Below are 18,935 nucleotides of genomic sequence, written 5' to 3'. Positions count from 1 at the left end.
AGAAGGCGCGCCGGATCAGACCCGGGCGCGGCGCCGCGAGCCGGGACGGCGCTCGCTGGGCCGGGTGACCGGGTCGCCGGCCGCGACGGCCGCCTCACGGCGCCGTACGCCGAAGTCGGCCAGGGCCTGCGCCAGCGCCTGCACGGACGGCTCGGGAGCCATCACGTCCACCCGCAGCCCGTGCTCCTCCGCCGTCTTGGCGGTGGCCGGGCCGATGCAGGCGATGACGGTGACGTTGTGCGGCTTGCCGGCGATGCCGACGAGGTTGCGCACCGTGCTGGACGAGGTGAACAGCACCGCGTCGAAGCCGCCGCCCTTGATGGCCTCACGGGTCTCCGCCGGCGGCGGCGAGGCGCGCACGGTCCGGTAGGCCGTGACGTCGTCCACCTCCCAGCCGAGCTCCACCAGGCCCGCCACCAGCGTCTCGGTGGCGATGTCGGCGCGGGGCAGGAAGACCCGGTCGATGGGGTCGAAGACGGGGTCGTAGGGCGGCCAGTCCTCCAGGAGGCCGGCCGCGGACTGCTCGCCGCTGGGGACCAGGTCCGGCTTCACGCCGAAGTCCACGAGCGCGCGGGCCGTCTGCTCGCCGACGGCGGCGACCTTTATGCCGGCGAAGGCCCGCGCGTCGAGCCCGTACTCCTCGAACTTCTCGCGCACCGCCTTGACGGCGTTGACCGAGGTGAAGGCGATCCACTCGTACCGCCCGGTGACCAGGCCCTTGACGGCGCGCTCCATCTGCTGCGGGGTGCGCGGCGGTTCGACGGCGATCGTGGGCACCTCGTGCGGCACGGCTCCGTAGGACCGCAGCTGGTCCGAGAGGGAGACCGCCTGCTCCTTGGTGCGCGGTACGAGGACCTTCCAGCCGAACAGGGCCTTGGTCTCGAACCAGGAGAGCAGGTCGCGCTGCGTGGTCGGCTCGCCGACCACGGCTATCGCCGCGATGGGGCCCTCCGGGGTGGGGAGCGCCTTGGTGGCCTTCAGCTCGGCGGCGATGGTGGCCAGCGTGGCGGTCCAGGTCCGCTGCCGGGTGGTGGTGCCGGCGACGGTGACCGTCAGCGGGGTGTCGGGCTTGCGCCCGGCGGACACCAGCTCGGCGGCGGTGGCGGCGACGGTCTGCAGGGTCGTGGAGACCACCACCGTCGCGTCGCTCGCGCCCACCTCGCTCCAGCAGCGGCCGGAGGCGGTGGCGGCGTCTATGAAGCGCACGTTGCCGCTGAGCGGGACACCGGCGTACGCGGGCACGCCGATGGCCGCGGCGACGCCCGGGACCACCTCGAAGGGGATGCCGGCGTGCGCGCAGGCGAGCATCTCGGCGGCGGCCTGGGGGTCGAGTCCGGGGTCGCCCGCGATCGCTCGGACCACCCGCTTGCCGGTGCGCGCGGAGGCCGTGCAAAGCTTGGTCGCGGCGGCCGAAGGGCTCAACTCGCCCTCGGTGAAGGCCGGCTCCGCCGTGTCCACGCCTGCCCGGGCGTGCGTCCGCACGACGTCGAGCACCTGCTGGTCGGCGACCAGCAGATCGGCGCGGGCCAGGGCCTCGACGGCCCGCAGGGTCAGCAGACCCGGGTCACCGGGTCCGGCACCGAGGAAGGTGACGTGCCCGAGGACCGGAAGGGGCGGCGGTCCGTCAGCCGCGCTGCCGGTCGTGGCATCGGCTGCGGTCGTGGTGTTGGTCGCTGCGGCGGCGGTGGGGCTCAATGTACGCGCTCCCCCATAAGACCGGCCGCACCCTTGGCGAGCATCTCGTCGGCGAGCTCGCGGCCCAGGGCCAGAGCTTCCTCGCGAGAGACGGGGGTGGGACCAGTGATGGACATCTGCACCAGCGAGGAGCCGTCGGTGGTCCCGACGACACCGCGCAGGCGCAGCTCGGTGATGGGCTCGTCGGCGCCTGCGAAAGCGGGCTCGGCCAGCGCGCCCACGGGCGCGGAGCAGCCGGCCTCCAGGGCGGCGAGCAGTGCGCGCTCGGCGGTCACGGCGGCCCGGGTGAACGGGTCGTCGAGCACGGCGAGCGCGGAGACGAGTTCTGCGTCGGCCGCAGAGCACTCGACGGCCAGCGCCCCCTGTCCGGGGGCGGGCAGCACGACGTCGGGCGAGATCAGCTCGGTGACCTCCGGCAGGCGCCCCAGCCGGCTCAGGCCGGCGGCGGCCAGGACCACGGCATCGAGGTCGCCCGAGGCAACGTATCCGATGCGCGTGTCCACGTTGCCGCGGATCGGCACGGTCTCGATGCGGACGCCGAGCGAGCGGGCCCAGGCGTTCAACTGCGCCGCCCGGCGCGGCGAGCCGGTGCCGACGCGCGCGCCGCGCGGGTCCATGGCGAGCTGCTCGAACGTGAGGCCGTCGCGGGCCACCAACGCGTCCCGCGAGTCCTCGCGGGACGGGATCGCGGCCAGCGTCAGCCCGTCGGCATCGGCGGTGGGCAGGTCCTTCAGGGAGTGGACGGCGAAGTCGATCTCCCCGTTCAGCAGCGCGTCGCGCAGCGCGGAGACGAACACCCCGGTGCCGCCGATCTGCGCCAGGTGCTCGCGCGAGACGTCGCCGTACGTGGTGACCTCCACCAGCTCCACGTCACGGCCGGTGAGCCGGCGTACCTGGTCGGCGACCATGCCCGACTGCGTCATCGCCAGCGCGCTGCGCCGGGTTCCCAGTTTCAGTGCGGTGGGCCTCGTCATGCCCGCCCTCGATTCGCTTCATTCGTGACGGCACCGGTCGACGCGGCCGGTGACGGGACCACCGGTACGACCGGGGTGTCGGCCCGGCTGACCGCGGCGACCGCCTGCGGGTCCAGGTCGAAGAGTTCGCGCAGCGCGTCAGCGTACCCGGCTCCGCCGGGCTCGCCCGCGAGCTGCTTGACCCGCACGGTGGGCGCGTGGAGGAGCTTGTCCACCACGCGGCGCACGGTCTGGGTCACCTCGGCGCGCTCGCGCTCGCCGAGGCCGGGCAGCCGGCCGTCCAGCCGGGTGAGCTCGGTGGCGACCACGTCGGCGGCCATGGCGCGCAGGGCGACGACGGTCGGCGTGATGTGCGCGGCGCGCTGGGCGGCGCCGAACGCCTCGACCTCTGCGGAAACGATCTTTCGGACCTGGTCGACGTCCGCCGCCATCGGGGCGTCGGCCGCGGCCGTGCCGATGGTCTCCAGATCGGTGAGGTGCGCGCCGTCGATGGCGTGCACCAGCGGGTCGATGTCACGCGGCAGCGCGAGGTCGAGCATGCCGATGGGCGCGGCCGGCCCGCCGGCGGCGCGCAGGGCGCGGGTCAGGGTGGCGCGGGCGACCGTGTCGGCGGTCAGCACCAGTCCGGTCGCGCCGGTACAGGACACCACGATGTCGGCGTGCGGCAGCTCGGCGGCGAGATCGTCCATGGGCACCGCGCGACCGCCGACGGACTCGGCCAGCCGCTCGGCGCGCTCGTGCGTGCGGTTGACGACGACGATGTCGCCGGCCCCCGCGCGGGCCAGGGTCGCGGCGGCCAGTGAGCTCATCGAGCCCGCGCCGACGACCAGGGCGCGCTTGCCCTTGCCCCACTCCGCGAACGTGGTGCCGCCGACGGCCTGCGCCATCTGGTCCAGGCCGAAGGTGACCAGCGACTGCCCGGCGCGGTCGATGCCGGTCTCGGAGTGGGCCCGCTTGCCGACCCGCAGCGCCTGCTGGAACAGGTCGTTCAGGGTCCGGCCGGCGGTGTGCAGCTCCTGGCCGAGGCCGAGCATGTCCTTGATCTGGGCGAGGATCTGGCCCTCGCCGACGACCATGGAGTCCAGGCCGCAGGCGACCGAGAACAGGTGGTGGACGGCCCGGTCCTCGTAGTGGACGTACAGGTGCGGGGTGAGCTCGTCCAGGCCGACGCCGCTGTGCCGGGACAGGAGCGTGGACAGCTCCGCGACCCCGGCGTGGAACTTGTCGACGTCCGCGTACAGCTCGATGCGGTTGCAGGTCGACAGCACCGCCGCCTCGCTGGCCGGCTCGGCGGCCAGCACGTCGTGCAGCAGATCGGCCTTGGTGTCCTCCGCGAGCGCCGCCCGCTCCAGGACGCCGACCGGGGCGGTGCGGTGGCTCAGCCCGACCACGAGGAGACTCATGCCGGCATCACGGCGGGGACGTCCCCGTCAGGTCCCGGGCGGCGGTCGCTGTCGCGGACCGCCTTGGCCGCCACCGGGGGCACCGCGAGGGTGCCCTCGAGCTCCTCGCCCGCCTTGCGCTGTTCGTGGAAGGCGAGGATCTGCAGTTCGATGGAGAGGTCGACCTTGCGGACGTCGACCCCGTCGGGGACGGTCAGCACGGTCGGGGCGAAGTTCAGGATCGAGGTGACCCCGGCGGTCACCAGGCGGTCGCAGACCTCCTGCGCGGCACCGGCGGGCGTGGTGATCACGCCGATGGACACGTGGTTGTCCCGCACGATCGACTCCAGCTCGTCCGCGTGCCGCACCGGCAGCCCCGCGATCGGCCGGCCGGTGAGCTGGGCGTCCGCGTCGATGAGCGCGGCGATGCGGAAACCGCGGGAGGCGAAGCCGCCGTAGTTCGCGAGCGCGGCGCCGAGATTTCCCATGCCGACGATCACGACCGGCCAGTCCTGGGTGAGGCCCAGTTCGCGGGAGATCTGGTACACGAGGTACTCGACGTCGTAACCGACACCGCGGGTTCCGTACGAGCCGAGGTACGAGAAGTCCTTGCGGAGTTTGGCGGAGTTCACTCCGGCGGCCGCCGCGAGTTCCTCCGACGACACGGTGGGCACCGATCGCTCGGAGAGCGCGGTCAGGGCCCGCAGGTACAGCGGGAGCCTGGCGACGGTGGCCTCGGGAATCCCTCGGCTCCGGGTCGCCGGTCGGTGAGTTCGGCCAGTTGCCACGATGCTCCTGCGGGTAGAGCTGGGCTGCGAGCGGCACCCCTCGATGGGGCCGCCCCGTACACGCCAGGCTATGTCTTTGTGAACGCGTGCACAAAGATGGTGTCCGATTTGCCCTGGGGAAGTGACCGGCATCACGCACCCCCATTACGGACAGAAGAAGCCACCTTTTGTACGGGAACGTTCCGCATCAGCGGCCTCTCCGCACCCTTGCGCTCCACCCAGGCCGCATCGGTCCCCGCCAGCCGCGGCCATTCCACCCCGGCGGCGCGCGCCAGCTCCTGTTCCGCGTGCGCGGGCCACTGCGGGTGCTCGCGGACGTACGCGGTGAACAGCCGGGCGGTCGCGCGGGCATCGCCGAGCGCGGTGTGCGCCGACCAGCCGGTCACCCCGGCCGCCTCGGCGCACGCGCGCAGGCTCAGGCCCCGCGGCACGGGCTCGCGCTGCGCCGCCATCCGCATGGTGCACAGCTCCGGCACCTCGGGGAACCGGATGCCGATGCGGCCGTACTCCGCCGCCAGGAACGCCCGGTCGCAGCCCACGTTGTGCCCGACCAGCACCCGGCCGCGCAGCAGGGCGAGCAGCCCGGGGGCGATCTGGGAGAACAGCGGCGCGCGGGCCGCCTCGACATGGTGGGACTCGATGCCGTGGATATGGGTGGGACCGACCGGGCCCTCGGGGTCCACCAGCGTCGAGAACTCGCCCTGCGGGACGAAATCGCGGTCCATCAGAACGACCGCCAGCTCGACCACGCGGTTCCGCCGCGAACTCGAACCGGTGGCCTCGACGTCGACGACGGCGAATCCGCCGCGCGCCTGAAGCCTGCCCGGGAGCACGCCGTCACCTTCCTCACGTACATACCCCCGCAGCACACAAAACGCCTTGATGGTAATCGAGCACACGGGCCAAGAGGAACACCCGCAAATCACCCACCTGTGGTCCCAGGCGTCTCAGAGGCCCAGCCCGCGGCGCAGCCGGCCCTCGTCGACACGCCAGAACGTGTGCTGTTCCCCGTCGATCAGGACGACCGGGATCTGCTCCCAGTACGCGCGGTGCAGCTCCTCGTCCTGGCTGATGTCGCGCTCCTCGAAGCGGCATCCGACCTCGGCGACCACCTTCTCCACGACGGCCCGGGCGTCGTCGCACAGGTGGCAGCCGGGTTTCACGATCAGCGTGACCGTGCGGAGGGCGGGGTCGAGGGGGGCGGCGGGACCCGTGGCGTCCTGGCGGGGGCCGCGTCCGAACAGGGGACTCATGCCGGTCATTCTGCCCGCGCCCGGCGTCAACCGGCCGTGACGGGAGTAACACTTCTGTCGCTCGGAGTTCATTCACCTGCTCCATCTGAGCACCGGAAGTACCCAACAGACTGGCTATGCTCCCCCCATGGCCGCTCTGCGATGGCTCACCCCCCGTAAGCGCTCCGCGACAGCACGCAGCGTGCTGGCGGGCGAGGCCGCGGCCGAGGCCGCCCTCGCGGCACCCGCGCCGAAGAAGGCGGCGCGGACCGCCCTCCCCGCGTTCCCGGTCGTCGGCGACCCCCATGCGGCCGCGTTCTTCGACCTGGACAACACGGTCATGCAGGGCGCCGCGATCTTCCACTTCGGACGCGGCCTGTACAAGCGGAAGTTCTTCCACAGCCGCGACCTGGTGCGCTTCGCCTGGCAGCAGGCCTACTTCCGCATCGCCGGGTCCGAGGACCCCGAGCACATGCAGGAAGTGCGCCAGAGCGCGCTGTCGATCGTCAAGGGGCACCGCGTCGAGGAGCTCATGTCGATCGGGGAGGAGATCTACGACGAGTACATGGCCGGCAAGATCTGGCCCGGCACCCGCGCGCTCGCCCAGGCCCACCTGGACGCCGGGCAGCGGGTGTGGCTGGTCACCGCCGCGCCTGTCGAGACCGCCACGATCATCGCCCGGCGGCTCGGCCTGACCGGCGCCCTGGGCACCGTCGCCGAGCACGTCGACGGCGTGTACACCGGCCGGCTGGTCGGCGAGCCGCTGCACGGCCCGGCCAAGGCCGAGGCGGTCCGGGCGCTCGCCGCGGCCGAGGGACTCGAACTGTCGCGCTGCGCCGCGTACAGCGATTCGTCGAACGACATCCCGATGCTGTCGTTGGTCGGACATCCATACGCGATCAATCCCGATACGCGCCTGCGCAAACACGCGCGCGAAATGGGCTGGCGACTGCGCGACTACCGCACCGGCCGCAAGGCCGCGAAAATCGGCATTCCGGCGGCCGCCGGGGTCGGGGCGGTCGCGGGCGGCGCGGCCGCCGCGGTGGCCCTGCAGCGCCGCCGCCGCTGAGCATCGGCCCCGGTCCGGGGCCGATGCGCGACACACCGGTGTACCCCTCTGGCGTCCCGTCAGTCGCCACATGACCACACAGCCACAACACGCTCTCCACGCGAGCAATTCACGACGCTATGTGGTCAAGTACGTTTCAGTGTTCGATAATTGATCGATCACCATTCCGCCAGAGAGTGGGCGGAACCGGCGATTTCAGCAACTCGGTGTAGCGTCGCCTGTACGAAGCGTTATTCTCCTCAAACGCAAGCCGGTTCCCACGCGTCGCTACGACGAGTGAACGGTTCCGTACTGCACGTGATGGAAGTTCTGCCTCTGGGAGTCCCGTGTACCCACACACCGGGGTTGACGCCTCTGGCCTGGCTACGCTGCGCGCACTGGTGGCTGAGCACCTGCTGCGCGTTGTCCCCGCGTACGCCGTGCCCGTGCCAGCACTCGCCGCAGCAGTGCCCGCCGGCCCCGCCCTGGCGACCTATGCGCTCGCCGACGGCCGGGCGGCGGTCGGCAGACGAACCCGCAGCACCCCGCAGACCGCACGGTCCTCGGGCGCCTCCACGCGCCGTCCCGCCTCGGACACCGACAGCGGGCGGATGATGGACCTGGTCGAACGCGCCCAGGCCGGGGAGACCGAGGCCTTCGGGCGGTTGTACGACCACTACTCCGACACGGTGTACCGGTACATCTACTACCGCGTCGGGGGCAAGGCGACCGCCGAGGACCTCACCAGCGAGACGTTCCTGCGCGCGCTGCGCCGGATCGGCACCTTCACCTGGCAGGGCCGCGACTTCGGCGCCTGGCTGGTGACGATCGCGCGCAACCTGGTCGCCGACCACTTCAAGTCCAGCCGCTTCCGGCTGGAGGTGACCACCGGGGAGATGCTCGACGCCAACGAGGTCGAGCCCAGCCCGGAGGACTGCGTCCTGGAGTCGCTGTCCAACGAGTCGCTGCTGCGCGCGGTGCGCAAGCTCAACCCCCAGCAGCAGGAGTGCGTGACGCTGCGCTTCCTGCAGGGCCTGTCCGTCGCCGAGACGGCACGCATCATGGGGAAGAACGAAGGCGCGATCAAGACCCTGCAGTACCGGGCCGTACGGACCCTCGCCCGGCTGCTTCCCGACGACGCGCGATGAACGCCATGGATGGGACTTCATCTTGCGACTGTCTTCACGGTCCGATCATCATGAGTGCGCAACCCTGGGCGTAACCCTGGGCGTACGGCGCTCGTTGCATCACATGCGGACCCCCCACTGCCGTGCCCTGCCCGCTTCCGATCACTCGATCGGGTGGAAGGGCTCAAGGTCTGGAACCTTGCAGGCACATCGGGGAGTCGAGGTGGATGACGAGAGGAGGTGCCGCCCGTGATCGCGAACCCAACGGCGCACCGGCGGGCGAACGCCTTCGCCGACGCCCTTGAGGACGACGGCCAACAGGCGCACGCCGGCGAGCAGCACGGCGCACACGCCGCGGACCGGCATGCGGATCCGGATCAGGGAAGGCTCCTGGCCCTGGCGGACGCCCTGGAGGACGTGCCGCGGCCCACGCTGGACCCCGAGGCCAAGACCGTGCAACGTGCCCAATTGATCGCGGCGATGGAAGCCGCGCTCGCCGACGGCACGCTGACGGTCCCCGAGCAACGCGACGGCGGTCGTGGCGCACATCGCGCCGGCGGCCGCGGCATCGGGAAACTGAGGCCCCGCTCCGCGTGGTCCCGCCGGCTCGCCGCCGGCGGGCTCTCGGTGGGCGTCGCGGCCGGTGCCTTCGGCGGCGTGGCCGCCGCGAGCACCGACGCGCTCCCCGGTGACACGCTGTACGGCCTCAAGCGGGGCATGGAGGACATGCGCCTCAACCTCGCCGACGACGACGCCGACCGCGGCAAGGTCTATCTCGACCTCGCCTCCACCCGGCTCCAGGAGGCGCGCCGCCTCATGGAGCGCGGGCGCGGCGGCCAGCTCGACGACGAGTCGGTGGGCGAGATCCGCCGGGCGCTGTCCGGTATGCAGCAGGAGGCCACCGAGGGCCACCGGCTGCTCACCGCCGCATACCGCAAGGACGGCTCACTGCGGCCGATGGAGACGCTCTCCGCGTTCTCCAGCAACCACCGCAGGGGCTGGACCGAGCTGCGCGACCGGCTCCCCACCAAGCTCAGCGACGTCGGCAACAAGGTCACCTCCGTCTTCGACGCCATAGAGCAGGAGGTCGCCCCGCTGCAGAAGCTGCTGCCCCCCGCCGCCACCCCCGGCGACGGGCGCAACGGCCTCCCCGGCAGCGGTGCCCGCTCCAGCAGTGGCACGCGGGGGCCGTCCCCCTCGTCGAGCGACTCCGCGAGCGACCGCTCCGTCGAGCGCGGCACGGAGAAGGCCAGCCCGTCGGCGTCCAAGAGCTCCGACAGCGGCTTCATCGGCGGCGCGGACGGACTGCTCAACCCCCCGCCGAGCAGCGGAAGCCCTTCCACCGGCTCCGGCGAGACCGCACAGCCGTCCGTCACCCTGCCCCCGTTGCTGCCGGGTCTGCTCCCGGGCCTCGGCCTCGGCGCGGAGAACGACAACGGCGAGTAGCCGACCGAGCGGTACCGGCGAGGGCCGGTGCCCGGGGTGACGCCCCGGGCACCGGCCCTCGCCGCGTCCCTCTGCGTCCTCGCCGCGTCCGTCAGAAGAACACCGAACGCCGTTGCACCAGCAGCTTGTAGAGCGTGTGCTGAATCGTTTCCCGTACCTGGTCGGTGAGGTTGAAGACCAGCATCGGGTCCTCCGCCGCCTCCGGCGCGTAACCGTCCGTCGCGATCGGCTCGCCGAACTGGATGGTCCACTTCGTCGGCAGCGGCACCAGCCCCAGCGGCCCGAGCCACGGGAAGGTCGGCGTCATCGGGAAGTACGGGAAGCCCAGCAGCCGCGCCGCGGTCTTCGCGTTGCCGATCATCGGGTAGATCTCCTCCGCGCCCACGATGGAGCACGGCACGATCGGCACCCGGGTCTTCAGCGCGGTCGCCACGAAGCCGCCCCGCCCGAAGCGCTGCAGCTTGTAGCGCTCCGAGAACGGCTTTCCGAGCCCCTTGAAGCCCTCCGGCATCACCCCGACGACCTCGCCGCGCTCCAGCAGCCGCTGCGCGTCCTCCGCGCAGGCCAGGGTGTGCCCGGCCTTCCGCGCCAGTTCGTTCACCAGCGGCAGCACGAAGACCAGGTCCGCGGCGAGCAGCCGCAGATGCCGCCCGGCCGGGTGGTTGTCGTGGACGGCGACCTGCATCATCAGCCCGTCCAGCGGCAGCGTCCCGGAGTGGTTGGCCACCACCAGGGCGCCGCCCTCGGCCGGGATGTTCTCGATGCCCTTCACCTCGACGCGGAAGTACGACTCGTACAGCGGCCGCAGCACCGACATGAGCACCTGGTCGGTGAGGTCCTCGTCGTAACCGAAGTCGTCGACCTCGTAGTCCCCGGTGACCCGGCGGCGCAGGAACGCCAGGCCGTGCGCCACCCGGCGCTCCCAGGGACCGCCCAGCAGGCGGTCGGCGGCCTGGCCGAGAGCGGCGGCCAGCGGCCCGCCCCCGGTGGCCGGCCGCGGCTGCGTGCCCTCGGCCCCTTCCGGGGCCGCTCCGGCCGCTCCGGCCGGTGTGACGTCCGGGCCGCCCGCCGCAGCCGTGCCGGTCTCCTCCGGCCGCGCGGCGGCCTGGTCCCGTACGGTGCGGTCCTCCACCGGCAGTGCGGCCAGCGCGTTCGCGCCGGAGGCCTCACCCGACGTGCGGGCGGCCGCACGCCCGCGCGACCGTGACGCCCCCCTACGCGTTCGCGTGTCCTCGTCGAACGGGATGACCTTGGCATCCGCCATGGCGCGATTCCTCCTCGCAGGAGTGCTCACAAGCTCAGTTCTCAGGGACGCCCGCGGGCACCAGCGCGGCGAGCCGGTCCACGGTGCGGGCGAGCCGTTCGGGCGGAAGCAGACCCGGGCCGTGACTGCGGGCGAAGTCACTGAAGGTCTCGGCGGTGGTGTACTTCGGGGCGAAGCCGAGAGTCTCGCGCATCTGTGTCGTGTCCACCACCCTGCCATGGGTGAGCAGCCGGATCTGCTCGCGCGAGAAGTCCGTCACCCCGGCCGTGCGCAGCATCTGCCCCACCCAGGTGACCGCGGGCAGCAGCACCGGCACGGTGGGCTTGCCGAGCCGGCGGGCGGTCTGCGACAGCAGCAGCACCCCGTCGCCGGCGATGTTGAACGTACCGCTGTTGATGGTGCCGTTGCCCTCGTCGCGCAGGGCCAGCAGCAGGACGTCCATGACGTCCTCCTCGTGGACGAACTGCAGCCGCGGGTCGTAGCCGAGCACGGTCGGCAGCACCGGCAGGGCGAAGTACTCCGCCAGCGGCGTGTCGGCGTTCGGGCCCAGGATGTTCGCGAAGCGCAGCACCGAGACGGCCACGTCCGGGCGGCGCCGGGCGAAGCCCCGCACGTACCCCTCGACTTCGACGGCGTCCTTGGCGAAGCCGCCGGTCGGCAGTGACTTCGCGGGCATCGACTCGGTGAAGACCGCCGGGTCGCGCGGCGCCGATCCGTACACGCTCGTCGTGGACTTGACCACCAGGCGCCGCACGGTCGGAGCCTTCTGGCAGGCACCGAGCATCTGCATGGTGCCGATGACGTTGGTCTCCTTGACGGCCGCGCGGTTGTTGCGGCCCGGCAGCGTCCCGCTCACATCCATGTGCACCACCGTGTCCACGGAGTGCTCGGCGAGCACCTTCGCGATCATCGGGTGCCGGATGTCGGCGCGCACGAACTCGGCGCCGTCCAGCTGGTGCTCCGGCGGAAGCACGTCGACGCCGACCACCCGGTCGACATCGGGCTCACGCATGATCCGTCGTACCAGCCGGCCACTGAGCCGGCGGGCGACCCCCGTCACGAGCACCACTTTGCCCAAGATCAGCGCCTTCCTTCTTACCGCATATACGCACCGTATCGGTTCGATGTTGCGCCGTGATGACGCACGACCGTACGAACACCGTCAAGGCGGCCAAGGAGATCCTGTCCCAGCCGGTGACCGGAGCCGCCACCGGGCCCCCCGTCCCGGCTGCCCCGCCGCCCGCGCCCGGAACGCCACTGCCCTCCCTCCACCGCGGATGGCGGTGGAGGGAGGGCAGTGGGAAGAGCGACGCGCAGCTCGACTACTTCTTGTTACGGCGCTGCACACGCGTCCGCTTCAGCAGCTTGCGGTGCTTCTTCTTGGCCATACGCTTGCGCCGCTTCTTGATGACAGAGCCCACGACTACCCTCGCTTCGTTTTCACTCGGTGCGGGGCGTCCGAGCCCACACGACCTACGTCGGCCAAGCCTACCCGCCCGGGGGCACCGAACATAAACCGAGGCAGCCGTCAGGCAGTTTCCACCCCCACGTAGGACTCGCGAAGATAGTCATGGACGGCCTGCTCCGGGACGCGGAAGGACCTCCCCACCCGGATCGCCGGCAGATGACCGCTGTGCACCAACCGATACACGGTCATCTTGGACACTCGCATCACCGCGGCGACCTCTGCCACGGTCAGGAACACGACCTCGTTGAGAGGCCTCTCGCTTGAAGCCATGACACACCTGAACCTTCCGCACATGACGGGCACCGGCTTCCCCTCCGGTGACTCCCTCTCGCATGTGCGCTCCTCCCCAGATTAGGTGCGCATGATGCAAGTGGGGAAGAGGAGTAGCGATCGGTTGACTACTGTGACAGACACGCTCGATTGAGTACATAGCGCGTAAGCGGTCGGTAGTAATCGGACCGCACAGCGTCATCAAGCGGAACCACGACCGAAACCCTGCCCTCCGCCTGGGCGACGAAAACGGCGGGGTCGTCGGAGTCGGCCAGCCCCACGGCCTCAATGCCCAGCTGACCTGCCCCGCAGACCCAGCCGTGGTCCCCCACCACAAGGCTCGGCAGCGGGCCGCCGTGCGTGGCCGCGCCGGCCAGGGCGACCCGAACCGGGAGCGGGGAGTGCGTGTGCACTCCGGGCGCACTCCCGGCGCCCTCACCCGGCGCACCGCGGACCACCGCGACGCCCCCTACGTAGCGGAGGTTGTGCGGGCGTAGGCCGAATTGCGTCGGCATGTCGACACGTCGACCATGCGATGGGGTGAGGACAGGACATCCCGCCGCCGACAGGGCCGCGGCCAATCCGGCGTAGAAGCCCAGGAGCCGGTGCGGATGCCCGGTCCCGAGGAGCACCGGCTCCCGGTCCAGCGCCGCTCGCCGCAGACGAGCGGCGAAGGCGTCCAGGCCGGCCAACGTGCGGTCCGGGTCGATCACATCTTGCCCTGACGTGTGGCTCGGATCAGGCGAAACCCCGCATTGGTCAGCCATCAGGCGGAGCAGTTCGGACGGCGTCCAGTTCCGGCCCGGATCCAGCCCCAGCGTCTGGCGCGGATCCCCGGCGGCGAACAGCCGGTAGCTGCGCAGGCTTCTCTCCCGTGTCGTCGCCACCGGCCCGGCGATCCCGACCCCCACCAGATGCGCGCGCAGCGCGCCCACACTCACCACGGGCCGATGGTGACCCGGAGCGGACCGCGGCCGCACCGGAACAGGCCGGACATCACTCGCGTGGGGCGGCCGTTCGGACCGGCGGTCCGACGACGGGGCCGCCGCGTGCCCGCCGCTCTTCCTAGACTTCCCAGAAGGGGGCAAAGCGCGCGACGGCGATGGGCGGTTCACCGTGACCGGCACCTTTCCGAACGGCACCGAGTTCGACTACGTCGTGGTGGGCGCCGGGTCCGCGGGGTGCGTGCTGGCCGCGCGCCTGTCCGAGGACGAGGCGGCCCGCGTGCTCCTCCTGGAGGCGGGCGGAGCGGACCTCCCGCCGGCCGTGGCCCTGCCGCCGGCCTGGCCGGACCTGCTGAACACCGCCCTGGACCGGGCGGACCGCACCACACCGCAGACCGAGACCGGCCTCACCGTGCCGTGGCCCCGCGGCCGCGGCCTGGGCGGCAGCTCGGCGATCAACGCCATGAACTTCCTGCGCGGCCACCGCTCGAGCTATGACGCCTGGGCCACCGAGGACGACGCCCCGGGCTGGGGCTTCGACGACCTCCTGCCCGCCTTCAAACGCACCGAGAACCTCACCGGCGTCGCGGACCGCGATCCGGCGCTGCGCGGCATGGACGGTCCGCTGCGGGTCGCCCCCGCCGCCGACCCGCACCCGCTCGCCCGGGACTTCCTGCGCGCCGCGGCACAGGCCGGGCACCGTCAGGCCCGCGACCTCTCCGGGGGCCTGGAGGAAGGGTTCGGCCGGGGCGACCTCAGCATCGCCGACGGTGTCCGGCAGGACGCCGCCACGGCCTACCTCCGGCCGGCCCGCCACCGGCCCGGGCTGCACATCGTGACCGATGCCCTCGTCCACCGGATCACCCTGGACGGCGCCCGCTGCACGGGCGTGGAGTACGCCGCCGACGGCGAGTTGCGCACCGCGCGCCGGTCCCGCTCCGGAGCGGTCGTGCTGGCCGCGGGGGCCGTCGGCACCCCGCAGCTGCTCATGCTGTCCGGCATCGGCCCGCGCAACCACCTGCGGGCCCTCGCCGTCCCGACCGCGGTGCACCTGCCCGGCGTCGGCTCGCACCTCCAGGACCACGTGCTGACCGGGGTCGTCCACCGCTCGGCCCGCCCCGTGCCCCCTGGCACCGACCACCACGGCGAGGCCCAGGGACTGATCCGCAGCGGACCGCAGGCCCCCGGGCCCGACGTGCAGCTGCAGATCGTCGACGTCCCCCTGCGCGAGGACAGCCTGCCGGGACCAGAACCCGGCCTGGGCTGGACGATCATGGTCGCCCTCATGACGCCGTTCAGCCACGGCACGGTCCGCCTGGCCGGCACCACTCCCGGCGCGCCCCCGCGCATCGATCCGCGGTACTACGCGGACATGCGCGACCTCGACGCCATGGTCCAGGGCCTGCGCGCCGCCCGGGAGATCGCCGATGCCCCGTCACTCGCGGACTGGAGCGCCGAGGAAATCCTGCCCGGCCGGGACGTCGACGGCGAGAAGGCCCTGCGCGGCTACCTCTGCCGCAATCTGCGCTCCTACCACCACTACGCGGGCACCTGCCGCATCGGCACCGACGCGCACGCCGTCGTCGACCCCGCCCTGCGGGTCCACGGCGTGGACGGCCTGCGGGTGGCCGATGCCTCGGTGATGCCGCGGGTGGTCTCCGCCAACATCAACGCCACGGTCTACGCCATCGCCGAACGGGCCGCACAGCTGCTGCGCGACGCGGCCTGAGCGCTACGGCAGAAGCCCGTGCAACGGGAACACCGCCCGCCGGGTCGCGAGGATCGCCTGGTCCAGCCGGTCCGCCGGGTCGTACCCCGCCTCGTGGAACCCGGCGAAGGACACGTCCCGGCCGTCCGTCATCCGCTGCGGCGCCGTCTGCCGCGTCCTGCGGTAGACCTCCGCACGCCACTCCTCGGGCGTCGCCGCCTCCGGCGGCACCGGCCGCCCCGCGGCGATGCCCACCAGGTGCGTCCACGTGCGCGGCACGACGTCCACCACCGCGTACCCGCCGCCGCCCAGCGCCACCCAGCGCCCCTCGGCGTGCTCGTGCGCCAGGCCGTGCAGCGCCTCGGCCACCACGCGCTGCGCGTCCAGGCTCACGGCCAGGTGCGCCAGCGGGTCCTCGAAGTGCGTGTCGGCGCCGTGCTGCGTGACCAGCGCCTGCGGCCGGAAGGCGGCGATCAGCTCGGGCACGACCGCGTGGAAGGCGCGCAGCCAGCCCGCGTCCCCGGTACCGGCCGGCAGCGCCAGGTTCACCGCGCCGCCCTCCGCGGCGGCGCCGCCGGTCTCCTGCGGCCAGCCCGTCTGCGGGAACAGGGTGCTGGGGTGTTCGTGCAGCGAGATGGTCAGCACGCGCGGGTCGTCCCAGAACACGGCCTGGACCCCGTCGCCGTGGTGGACGTCCACGTCCACGTAGACCACCCGCTCGGCGCCGAGCTCCAGCAGCCGCGCGACGGCCAGCGCGGCGTCGTTGTAGACGCAGAAGCCCGAGGCCGCGGCCGGCATCGCGTGGTGCAGGCCGCCCGCGAAGTTCACCGCGTGCGCCGCCTCGCCCCGCCAGACCGCCTCGGCCGCGCCCACCGACTGCCCGGCGATCAGCGCCGAGGCCTCGTGCATGCCCGCGAAGGCCGGGTTGTCCTCGGTGCCGATGCCGTACGACAGCTCCGTGAGCGCCTTGGGGTCGGCCGACGCCCGCCGCACCGCGGCGACGTACTCCGCCTCGTGCACCAGCCCCAGCGTCGAGTCGCCCGCGGCCGGCGCGGCCGCGACCGTAGCCGCCCGATCCAGCCCGAAGGCCCGGATCAGCCCCATGGTCAGCGCGAGCCGCACCGGGTCCATCGGGTGCCCGCGACCGAAGTCATAGCCCGTTACCTGCTCGTCCCACATCAGCTGTGCGCGGCCGCTCATGGTCGCCACCGTATCGGGCGGGCTCCGTTCCGAACGAGCGGGCGTACAGCAGCGTGGCCGACACCAGCACCATCGGCACCAGCATGGCCCCCCGGTAGCTCCACGCGTCACCGAGCGCGCCCACCAGCGGCGAACCGACCAGGAAACCGACGTAGTTGAAGATGTTCAGCCGCGCGATCGCCGTGTCCGACGCCCCGGGGAACATCCGTCCGGCCGCGGCGAAGGTCTGCGGCACGATCACGCACAGCCCGAAGCCGAGCAGCGTGAAGCCCAGCATTCCGGCCCAGGGCCCCGGCGCCACCGCGACCACCGCGAAGCCCGCGACGGCGACCACCGCTCCGGCCCGCACGACCGCCGCCGCCCCGAAGCGCCGCACCCCCAGGTCACCGACCGACCGGCCGAGGAGCGTCGTCACCATGTAGACGTTGTACGGGACCGTCGCCAGCTGTTCGGAGCTGCCGAGGACGTCCTGCAGGTACTTCGCGCTCCAGTTGGAGACCGTCGAGTCGCCGATGTACGCGAACGCCATCACCAGGCACAGCGGAAGCAGCATCCGCATCGCGACGGAGGTGCCGGCCGCGGCGGCGGACGGCCCCGGCTGGTCCTGCGCCGCGGCCTTCGCGAGGCCGTCGGCCGCCGCCTGGTCGACGTACCAGCGGCTGCCCACCAGGGTCAGCGGGATCAGCACCGCCACCACCGGTCCGTACAGCACGGCCAGCGACAGGTGCCAGTGCGCCCCGGCCCACGCCAGCGACGCACCGAGGATGCCGCCGAAGCTGTAGGCGGCGTGGAAACCCAGCATGATGCTGCGGCCGTACCGCCTCTGGAGGCTCACGCCCAGCATGTTCATCGAGGCGTCCAGCCCGCCGACGCAGATGCCGAACACCGCGAGCGAAAAGGCGAGTTGCCACATCGTGTCGCCCGAGCCGGCACCCAGCAGCGCCAGGCACACCACCGGCTGCACCCAGCGCAGCACCGCGCTCGGCCGCACACGCTTCACCAGGTACTCGGTGGCCACGCTTCCGACGCCGGCGAGGACGGGCACCGCCGCGAGGAAGAGCGGCAACAGCGCGTCACTGATGTCGTACCGGTCCTGCAGGGCCGGGATACGCGTCACCAGGAGCGCGAAGGCCACACCTTGGGAGAAGAAGCTGACGGACAACGAGGCCCGCCCATGACGCAATCTGCCGTCGATGCCGTCCATGAGCGAGCAGCGTAGGGCCGAACCCTACGGACGGGTAGGTCGATCACATCATCAGTTTTCCCGGCAGGCCCGCCATATCGGCGAAGAGCGTCAGCGTCCCCGCGGACCCCGCCTCCTCCAGCCGCGCCTGCGGGGTCATCGCCGTGAAGCCGTACGCGTCCATCCCCGCCGCGACCGCCGCCCGCACCCCGAGCGGACTGTCCTCCACCACCGCGCACCGCTCCGGCGCGACACCCATCACGCGTGCCGCGTGCAGGAACAGATCGGGCGCCGGCTTGCCGCGCCCCACGTCCTGCGAACTGAAGATGCGCTCCTCGCCGAAGTGCCCGTACAACCCGGTCTTCCGCAGGGCCACCCGGATCCGCTCATGGCTGCCCGACGACGCCACGCAGTACGGCACCCCGTCAGCGTCCAGCTTCTCCAGTACGTCCGCCACACCCGGTACCGGCTCCAGCTCACGACGGAAGCCCTCAAAGACCCGCGCGTAGTACGTCGCGTCGAAGTCCTCGGGCAAACGCTGCCCCGACCGCTCCGCCACCAGGTCGTGCACCCGGTGCATGGCAGAGCCCATGTAGTCCCGCAACGACTCCTCGTAGGTCGTCGGATGCCCGTGCTCGGTCAGCAGATCGGCGAGCACGTGGTTCGCGATCGGCTCGCTGTCGACGAGCACACCGTCGTTGTCGAAAATGACCAGGTCGTAGCGCACGCAGTCAACTGTAGTGGACGCAAAAAAGCCTCAACCCCCGAACCGGAGTTCGGGGGTTGAGGCTGAAGAATTGTTCGGCGGCGTCCTACTCTCCCACAGGGTCCCCCCTGCAGTACCATCGGCGCTGAAAGGCTTAGCTTCCGGGTTCGAAATGTAACCGGGCGTTTCCCTAACGCTATGACCACCGAAACACTATGAAACTGTCCGAACCGGCACCAGCACACAAAAAATATGCCGGGGTTCGTTGTTTCAGAACTACACAGTGGACGCGAGCAACCTATGGACAAGCCCTCGGCTTATTAGTACCGGTCAGCTCCACCCATTACTGGGCTTCCACATCCGGCCTATCAACCCAGTCGTCTACTGGGAGCCTTAACCCCTCAAGGGGGTGGGAGTCCTCATCTCGAAGCAGGCTTCCCGCTTAGATGCTTTCAGCGGTTATCCCTCCCGAACGTAGCCAACCAGCCATGCCCTTGGCA

At 71.8% G+C, this 18,935-nt stretch carries 18 protein-coding genes and 2 rRNA genes; 4 read left to right on the top strand and 16 right to left on the bottom strand.

The window, feature by feature from the left end:
• Nucleotides 1-15: 15 nt before the first annotated feature.
• From ACIP98_RS11845 to ACIP98_RS11820, 6 genes are all read right to left on the bottom strand, one after another.
• On the bottom strand, nt 16-1,695 hold the full coding sequence (locus ACIP98_RS11845) for a uroporphyrinogen-III synthase (protein ID WP_401975263.1): 1,680 nt from the start codon (nt 1,693-1,695) through the stop codon (nt 16-18).
• Nucleotides 1,692-2,669 carry a hydroxymethylbilane synthase gene (gene hemC / locus ACIP98_RS11840; RefSeq protein WP_319665649.1) on the bottom strand — a complete coding sequence of 326 codons (978 nt, stop codon included), beginning with the start codon at nt 2,667-2,669 and terminating at the stop codon, nt 1,692-1,694. Before hemC ends, ACIP98_RS11845 begins: the two co-directional genes overlap by 4 nt.
• Nucleotides 2,666-4,072, bottom strand: a complete 1,407-nt coding sequence (locus ACIP98_RS11835) for a glutamyl-tRNA reductase (protein WP_319665650.1) — start codon at nt 4,070-4,072, stop codon at nt 2,666-2,668. The genes hemC and ACIP98_RS11835 overlap by 4 nt, the downstream gene beginning before the upstream one ends.
• The gene (locus ACIP98_RS11830; protein ID WP_401975260.1) at nt 4,069-4,839 is read right to left on the bottom strand and encodes a redox-sensing transcriptional repressor Rex; all 771 of its coding nucleotides are present in this window, start codon (nt 4,837-4,839) and stop codon (nt 4,069-4,071) included. The genes ACIP98_RS11835 and ACIP98_RS11830 overlap by 4 nt, the downstream gene beginning before the upstream one ends.
• A 131-nt stretch (nt 4,840-4,970) precedes the next feature.
• On the bottom strand, nt 4,971-5,672 hold the full coding sequence (locus ACIP98_RS11825; RefSeq protein ID WP_319665652.1) for a 3'-5' exonuclease: 702 nt from the start codon (nt 5,670-5,672) through the stop codon (nt 4,971-4,973).
• Nucleotides 5,673-5,786: 114 nt separating this feature from the next.
• Nucleotides 5,787-6,092, bottom strand: coding sequence for a glutaredoxin family protein (locus ACIP98_RS11820; RefSeq protein WP_319665653.1), 306 nt, complete (start codon nt 6,090-6,092; stop codon nt 5,787-5,789).
• 127 nt (nt 6,093-6,219) lie between these two features.
• Between ACIP98_RS11820 and ACIP98_RS11815 the strand changes: the two genes are divergently transcribed.
• The 3 genes from ACIP98_RS11815 (at nt 6,220) to ACIP98_RS11805 (ending at nt 9,692) form a co-directional block, all read left to right on the top strand.
• Nucleotides 6,220-7,140 (top strand): HAD-IB family hydrolase, encoded by a 921-nt coding sequence (locus ACIP98_RS11815; protein WP_319665654.1) that lies wholly within the window; start codon nt 6,220-6,222, stop codon nt 7,138-7,140.
• 326 nt (nt 7,141-7,466) lie between these two features.
• Nucleotides 7,467-8,267 (top strand): ECF subfamily RNA polymerase sigma factor, BldN family, encoded by an 801-nt coding sequence (locus tag ACIP98_RS11810; RefSeq protein WP_319665655.1) that lies wholly within the window; start codon nt 7,467-7,469, stop codon nt 8,265-8,267.
• A gap of 228 nt (nt 8,268-8,495) precedes the next feature.
• Entirely contained in the window at nt 8,496-9,692 is a 1,197-nt protein-coding gene (locus ACIP98_RS11805; protein ID WP_319665656.1) for a DUF5667 domain-containing protein, read from the top strand.
• 91 nt (nt 9,693-9,783) lie between these two features.
• On the opposite strand, the gene ACIP98_RS11800 is transcribed toward ACIP98_RS11805, so the two are convergent.
• The 5 genes from ACIP98_RS11800 to ACIP98_RS11780 form a co-directional block, all read right to left on the bottom strand.
• Nucleotides 9,784-10,956, bottom strand: a complete 1,173-nt coding sequence (locus ACIP98_RS11800) for a lysophospholipid acyltransferase family protein (protein WP_319665657.1) — start codon at nt 10,954-10,956, stop codon at nt 9,784-9,786.
• Nucleotides 10,957-10,990: 34 nt separating this feature from the next.
• Nucleotides 10,991-12,034: an NAD-dependent epimerase/dehydratase family protein gene (locus tag ACIP98_RS11795; RefSeq protein ID WP_319665658.1), complete on the bottom strand. Its 1,044-nt coding sequence runs from the start codon at nt 12,032-12,034 to the stop codon at nt 10,991-10,993.
• 244 nt (nt 12,035-12,278) lie between these two features.
• Nucleotides 12,279-12,377 carry a 30S ribosomal protein bS22 gene (locus ACIP98_RS11790; protein ID WP_003948845.1) on the bottom strand — a complete coding sequence of 33 codons (99 nt, stop codon included), beginning with the start codon at nt 12,375-12,377 and terminating at the stop codon, nt 12,279-12,281.
• Between the two features lie 107 nt (nt 12,378-12,484).
• On the bottom strand, nt 12,485-12,694 hold the full coding sequence (locus tag ACIP98_RS11785) for a helix-turn-helix domain-containing protein (protein ID WP_319665659.1): 210 nt from the start codon (nt 12,692-12,694) through the stop codon (nt 12,485-12,487).
• Nucleotides 12,695-12,822: 128 nt separating this feature from the next.
• On the bottom strand, nt 12,823-13,638 hold the full coding sequence (locus tag ACIP98_RS11780; protein WP_319665660.1) for a phosphatase: 816 nt from the start codon (nt 13,636-13,638) through the stop codon (nt 12,823-12,825).
• A 172-nt stretch (nt 13,639-13,810) separates the two neighbouring features.
• Between ACIP98_RS11780 and ACIP98_RS11775 the strand changes: the two genes are divergently transcribed.
• Nucleotides 13,811-15,367, top strand: coding sequence for a GMC family oxidoreductase (locus ACIP98_RS11775; protein WP_401975254.1), 1,557 nt, complete (start codon nt 13,811-13,813; stop codon nt 15,365-15,367).
• 3 nt (nt 15,368-15,370) lie between these two features.
• Here ACIP98_RS11775 and ACIP98_RS11770 read toward each other — a convergent pair whose 3' ends face one another.
• From ACIP98_RS11770 to ACIP98_RS11750, 5 genes are all read right to left on the bottom strand, one after another.
• On the bottom strand, nt 15,371-16,546 hold the full coding sequence (locus tag ACIP98_RS11770) for an acetoin utilization protein AcuC (protein ID WP_401975252.1): 1,176 nt from the start codon (nt 16,544-16,546) through the stop codon (nt 15,371-15,373).
• Nucleotides 16,497-17,750 carry an MFS transporter gene (locus ACIP98_RS11765; RefSeq protein ID WP_401975250.1) on the bottom strand — a complete coding sequence of 418 codons (1,254 nt, stop codon included), beginning with the start codon at nt 17,748-17,750 and terminating at the stop codon, nt 16,497-16,499. Before ACIP98_RS11765 ends, ACIP98_RS11770 begins: the two co-directional genes overlap by 50 nt.
• A gap of 43 nt (nt 17,751-17,793) precedes the next feature.
• The gene (locus ACIP98_RS11760) at nt 17,794-18,456 is read right to left on the bottom strand and encodes an HAD family hydrolase (protein ID WP_319665663.1); all 663 of its coding nucleotides are present in this window, start codon (nt 18,454-18,456) and stop codon (nt 17,794-17,796) included.
• A 72-nt stretch (nt 18,457-18,528) separates the two neighbouring features.
• Nucleotides 18,529-18,645 (bottom strand): 5S ribosomal RNA (gene rrf / locus ACIP98_RS11755).
• 90 nt (nt 18,646-18,735) lie between these two features.
• Nucleotides 18,736-18,935, bottom strand: a 23S ribosomal RNA gene (locus ACIP98_RS11750); the annotation flags it as partial.

The sequence above is a fragment of the Streptomyces sp. NPDC088354 genome (genome assembly GCF_044753585.1).
Lineage (GTDB): Bacteria > Actinomycetota > Actinomycetes > Streptomycetales > Streptomycetaceae > Actinacidiphila.
The sequence above is the reverse complement of the archived record's forward strand: the minus strand, read 5'-3'. Positions and strand labels throughout refer to the sequence as shown.

What these genes read in the sequence shown, in the direction of transcription:
- hemC (WP_319665649.1), bottom strand. Translation starts at nt 2,669, where the DNA reads ATGACGAGGCCCACCGCACTGAAACTGGGAACCCGGCGCAGCGCGCTG.
- ACIP98_RS11835 (WP_319665650.1), bottom strand. Translation starts at nt 4,072, where the DNA reads ATGAGTCTCCTCGTGGTCGGGCTGAGCCACCGCACCGCCCCGGTCGGC.
- ACIP98_RS11820 (WP_319665653.1), bottom strand. Translation starts at nt 6,092, where the DNA reads ATGAGTCCCCTGTTCGGACGCGGCCCCCGCCAGGACGCCACGGGTCCC.
- ACIP98_RS11815 (WP_319665654.1), top strand. Translation starts at nt 6,220, where the DNA reads ATGGCCGCTCTGCGATGGCTCACCCCCCGTAAGCGCTCCGCGACAGCA.
- ACIP98_RS11800 (WP_319665657.1), bottom strand. Translation starts at nt 10,956, where the DNA reads ATGGCGGATGCCAAGGTCATCCCGTTCGACGAGGACACGCGAACGCGT.
- ACIP98_RS11785 (WP_319665659.1), bottom strand. Translation starts at nt 12,694, where the DNA reads ATGGCTTCAAGCGAGAGGCCTCTCAACGAGGTCGTGTTCCTGACCGTG.
- ACIP98_RS11770 (WP_401975252.1), bottom strand. Translation starts at nt 16,546, where the DNA reads ATGAGCGGCCGCGCACAGCTGATGTGGGACGAGCAGGTAACGGGCTAT.
- ACIP98_RS11765 (WP_401975250.1), bottom strand. Translation starts at nt 17,750, where the DNA reads ATGGACGGCATCGACGGCAGATTGCGTCATGGGCGGGCCTCGTTGTCC.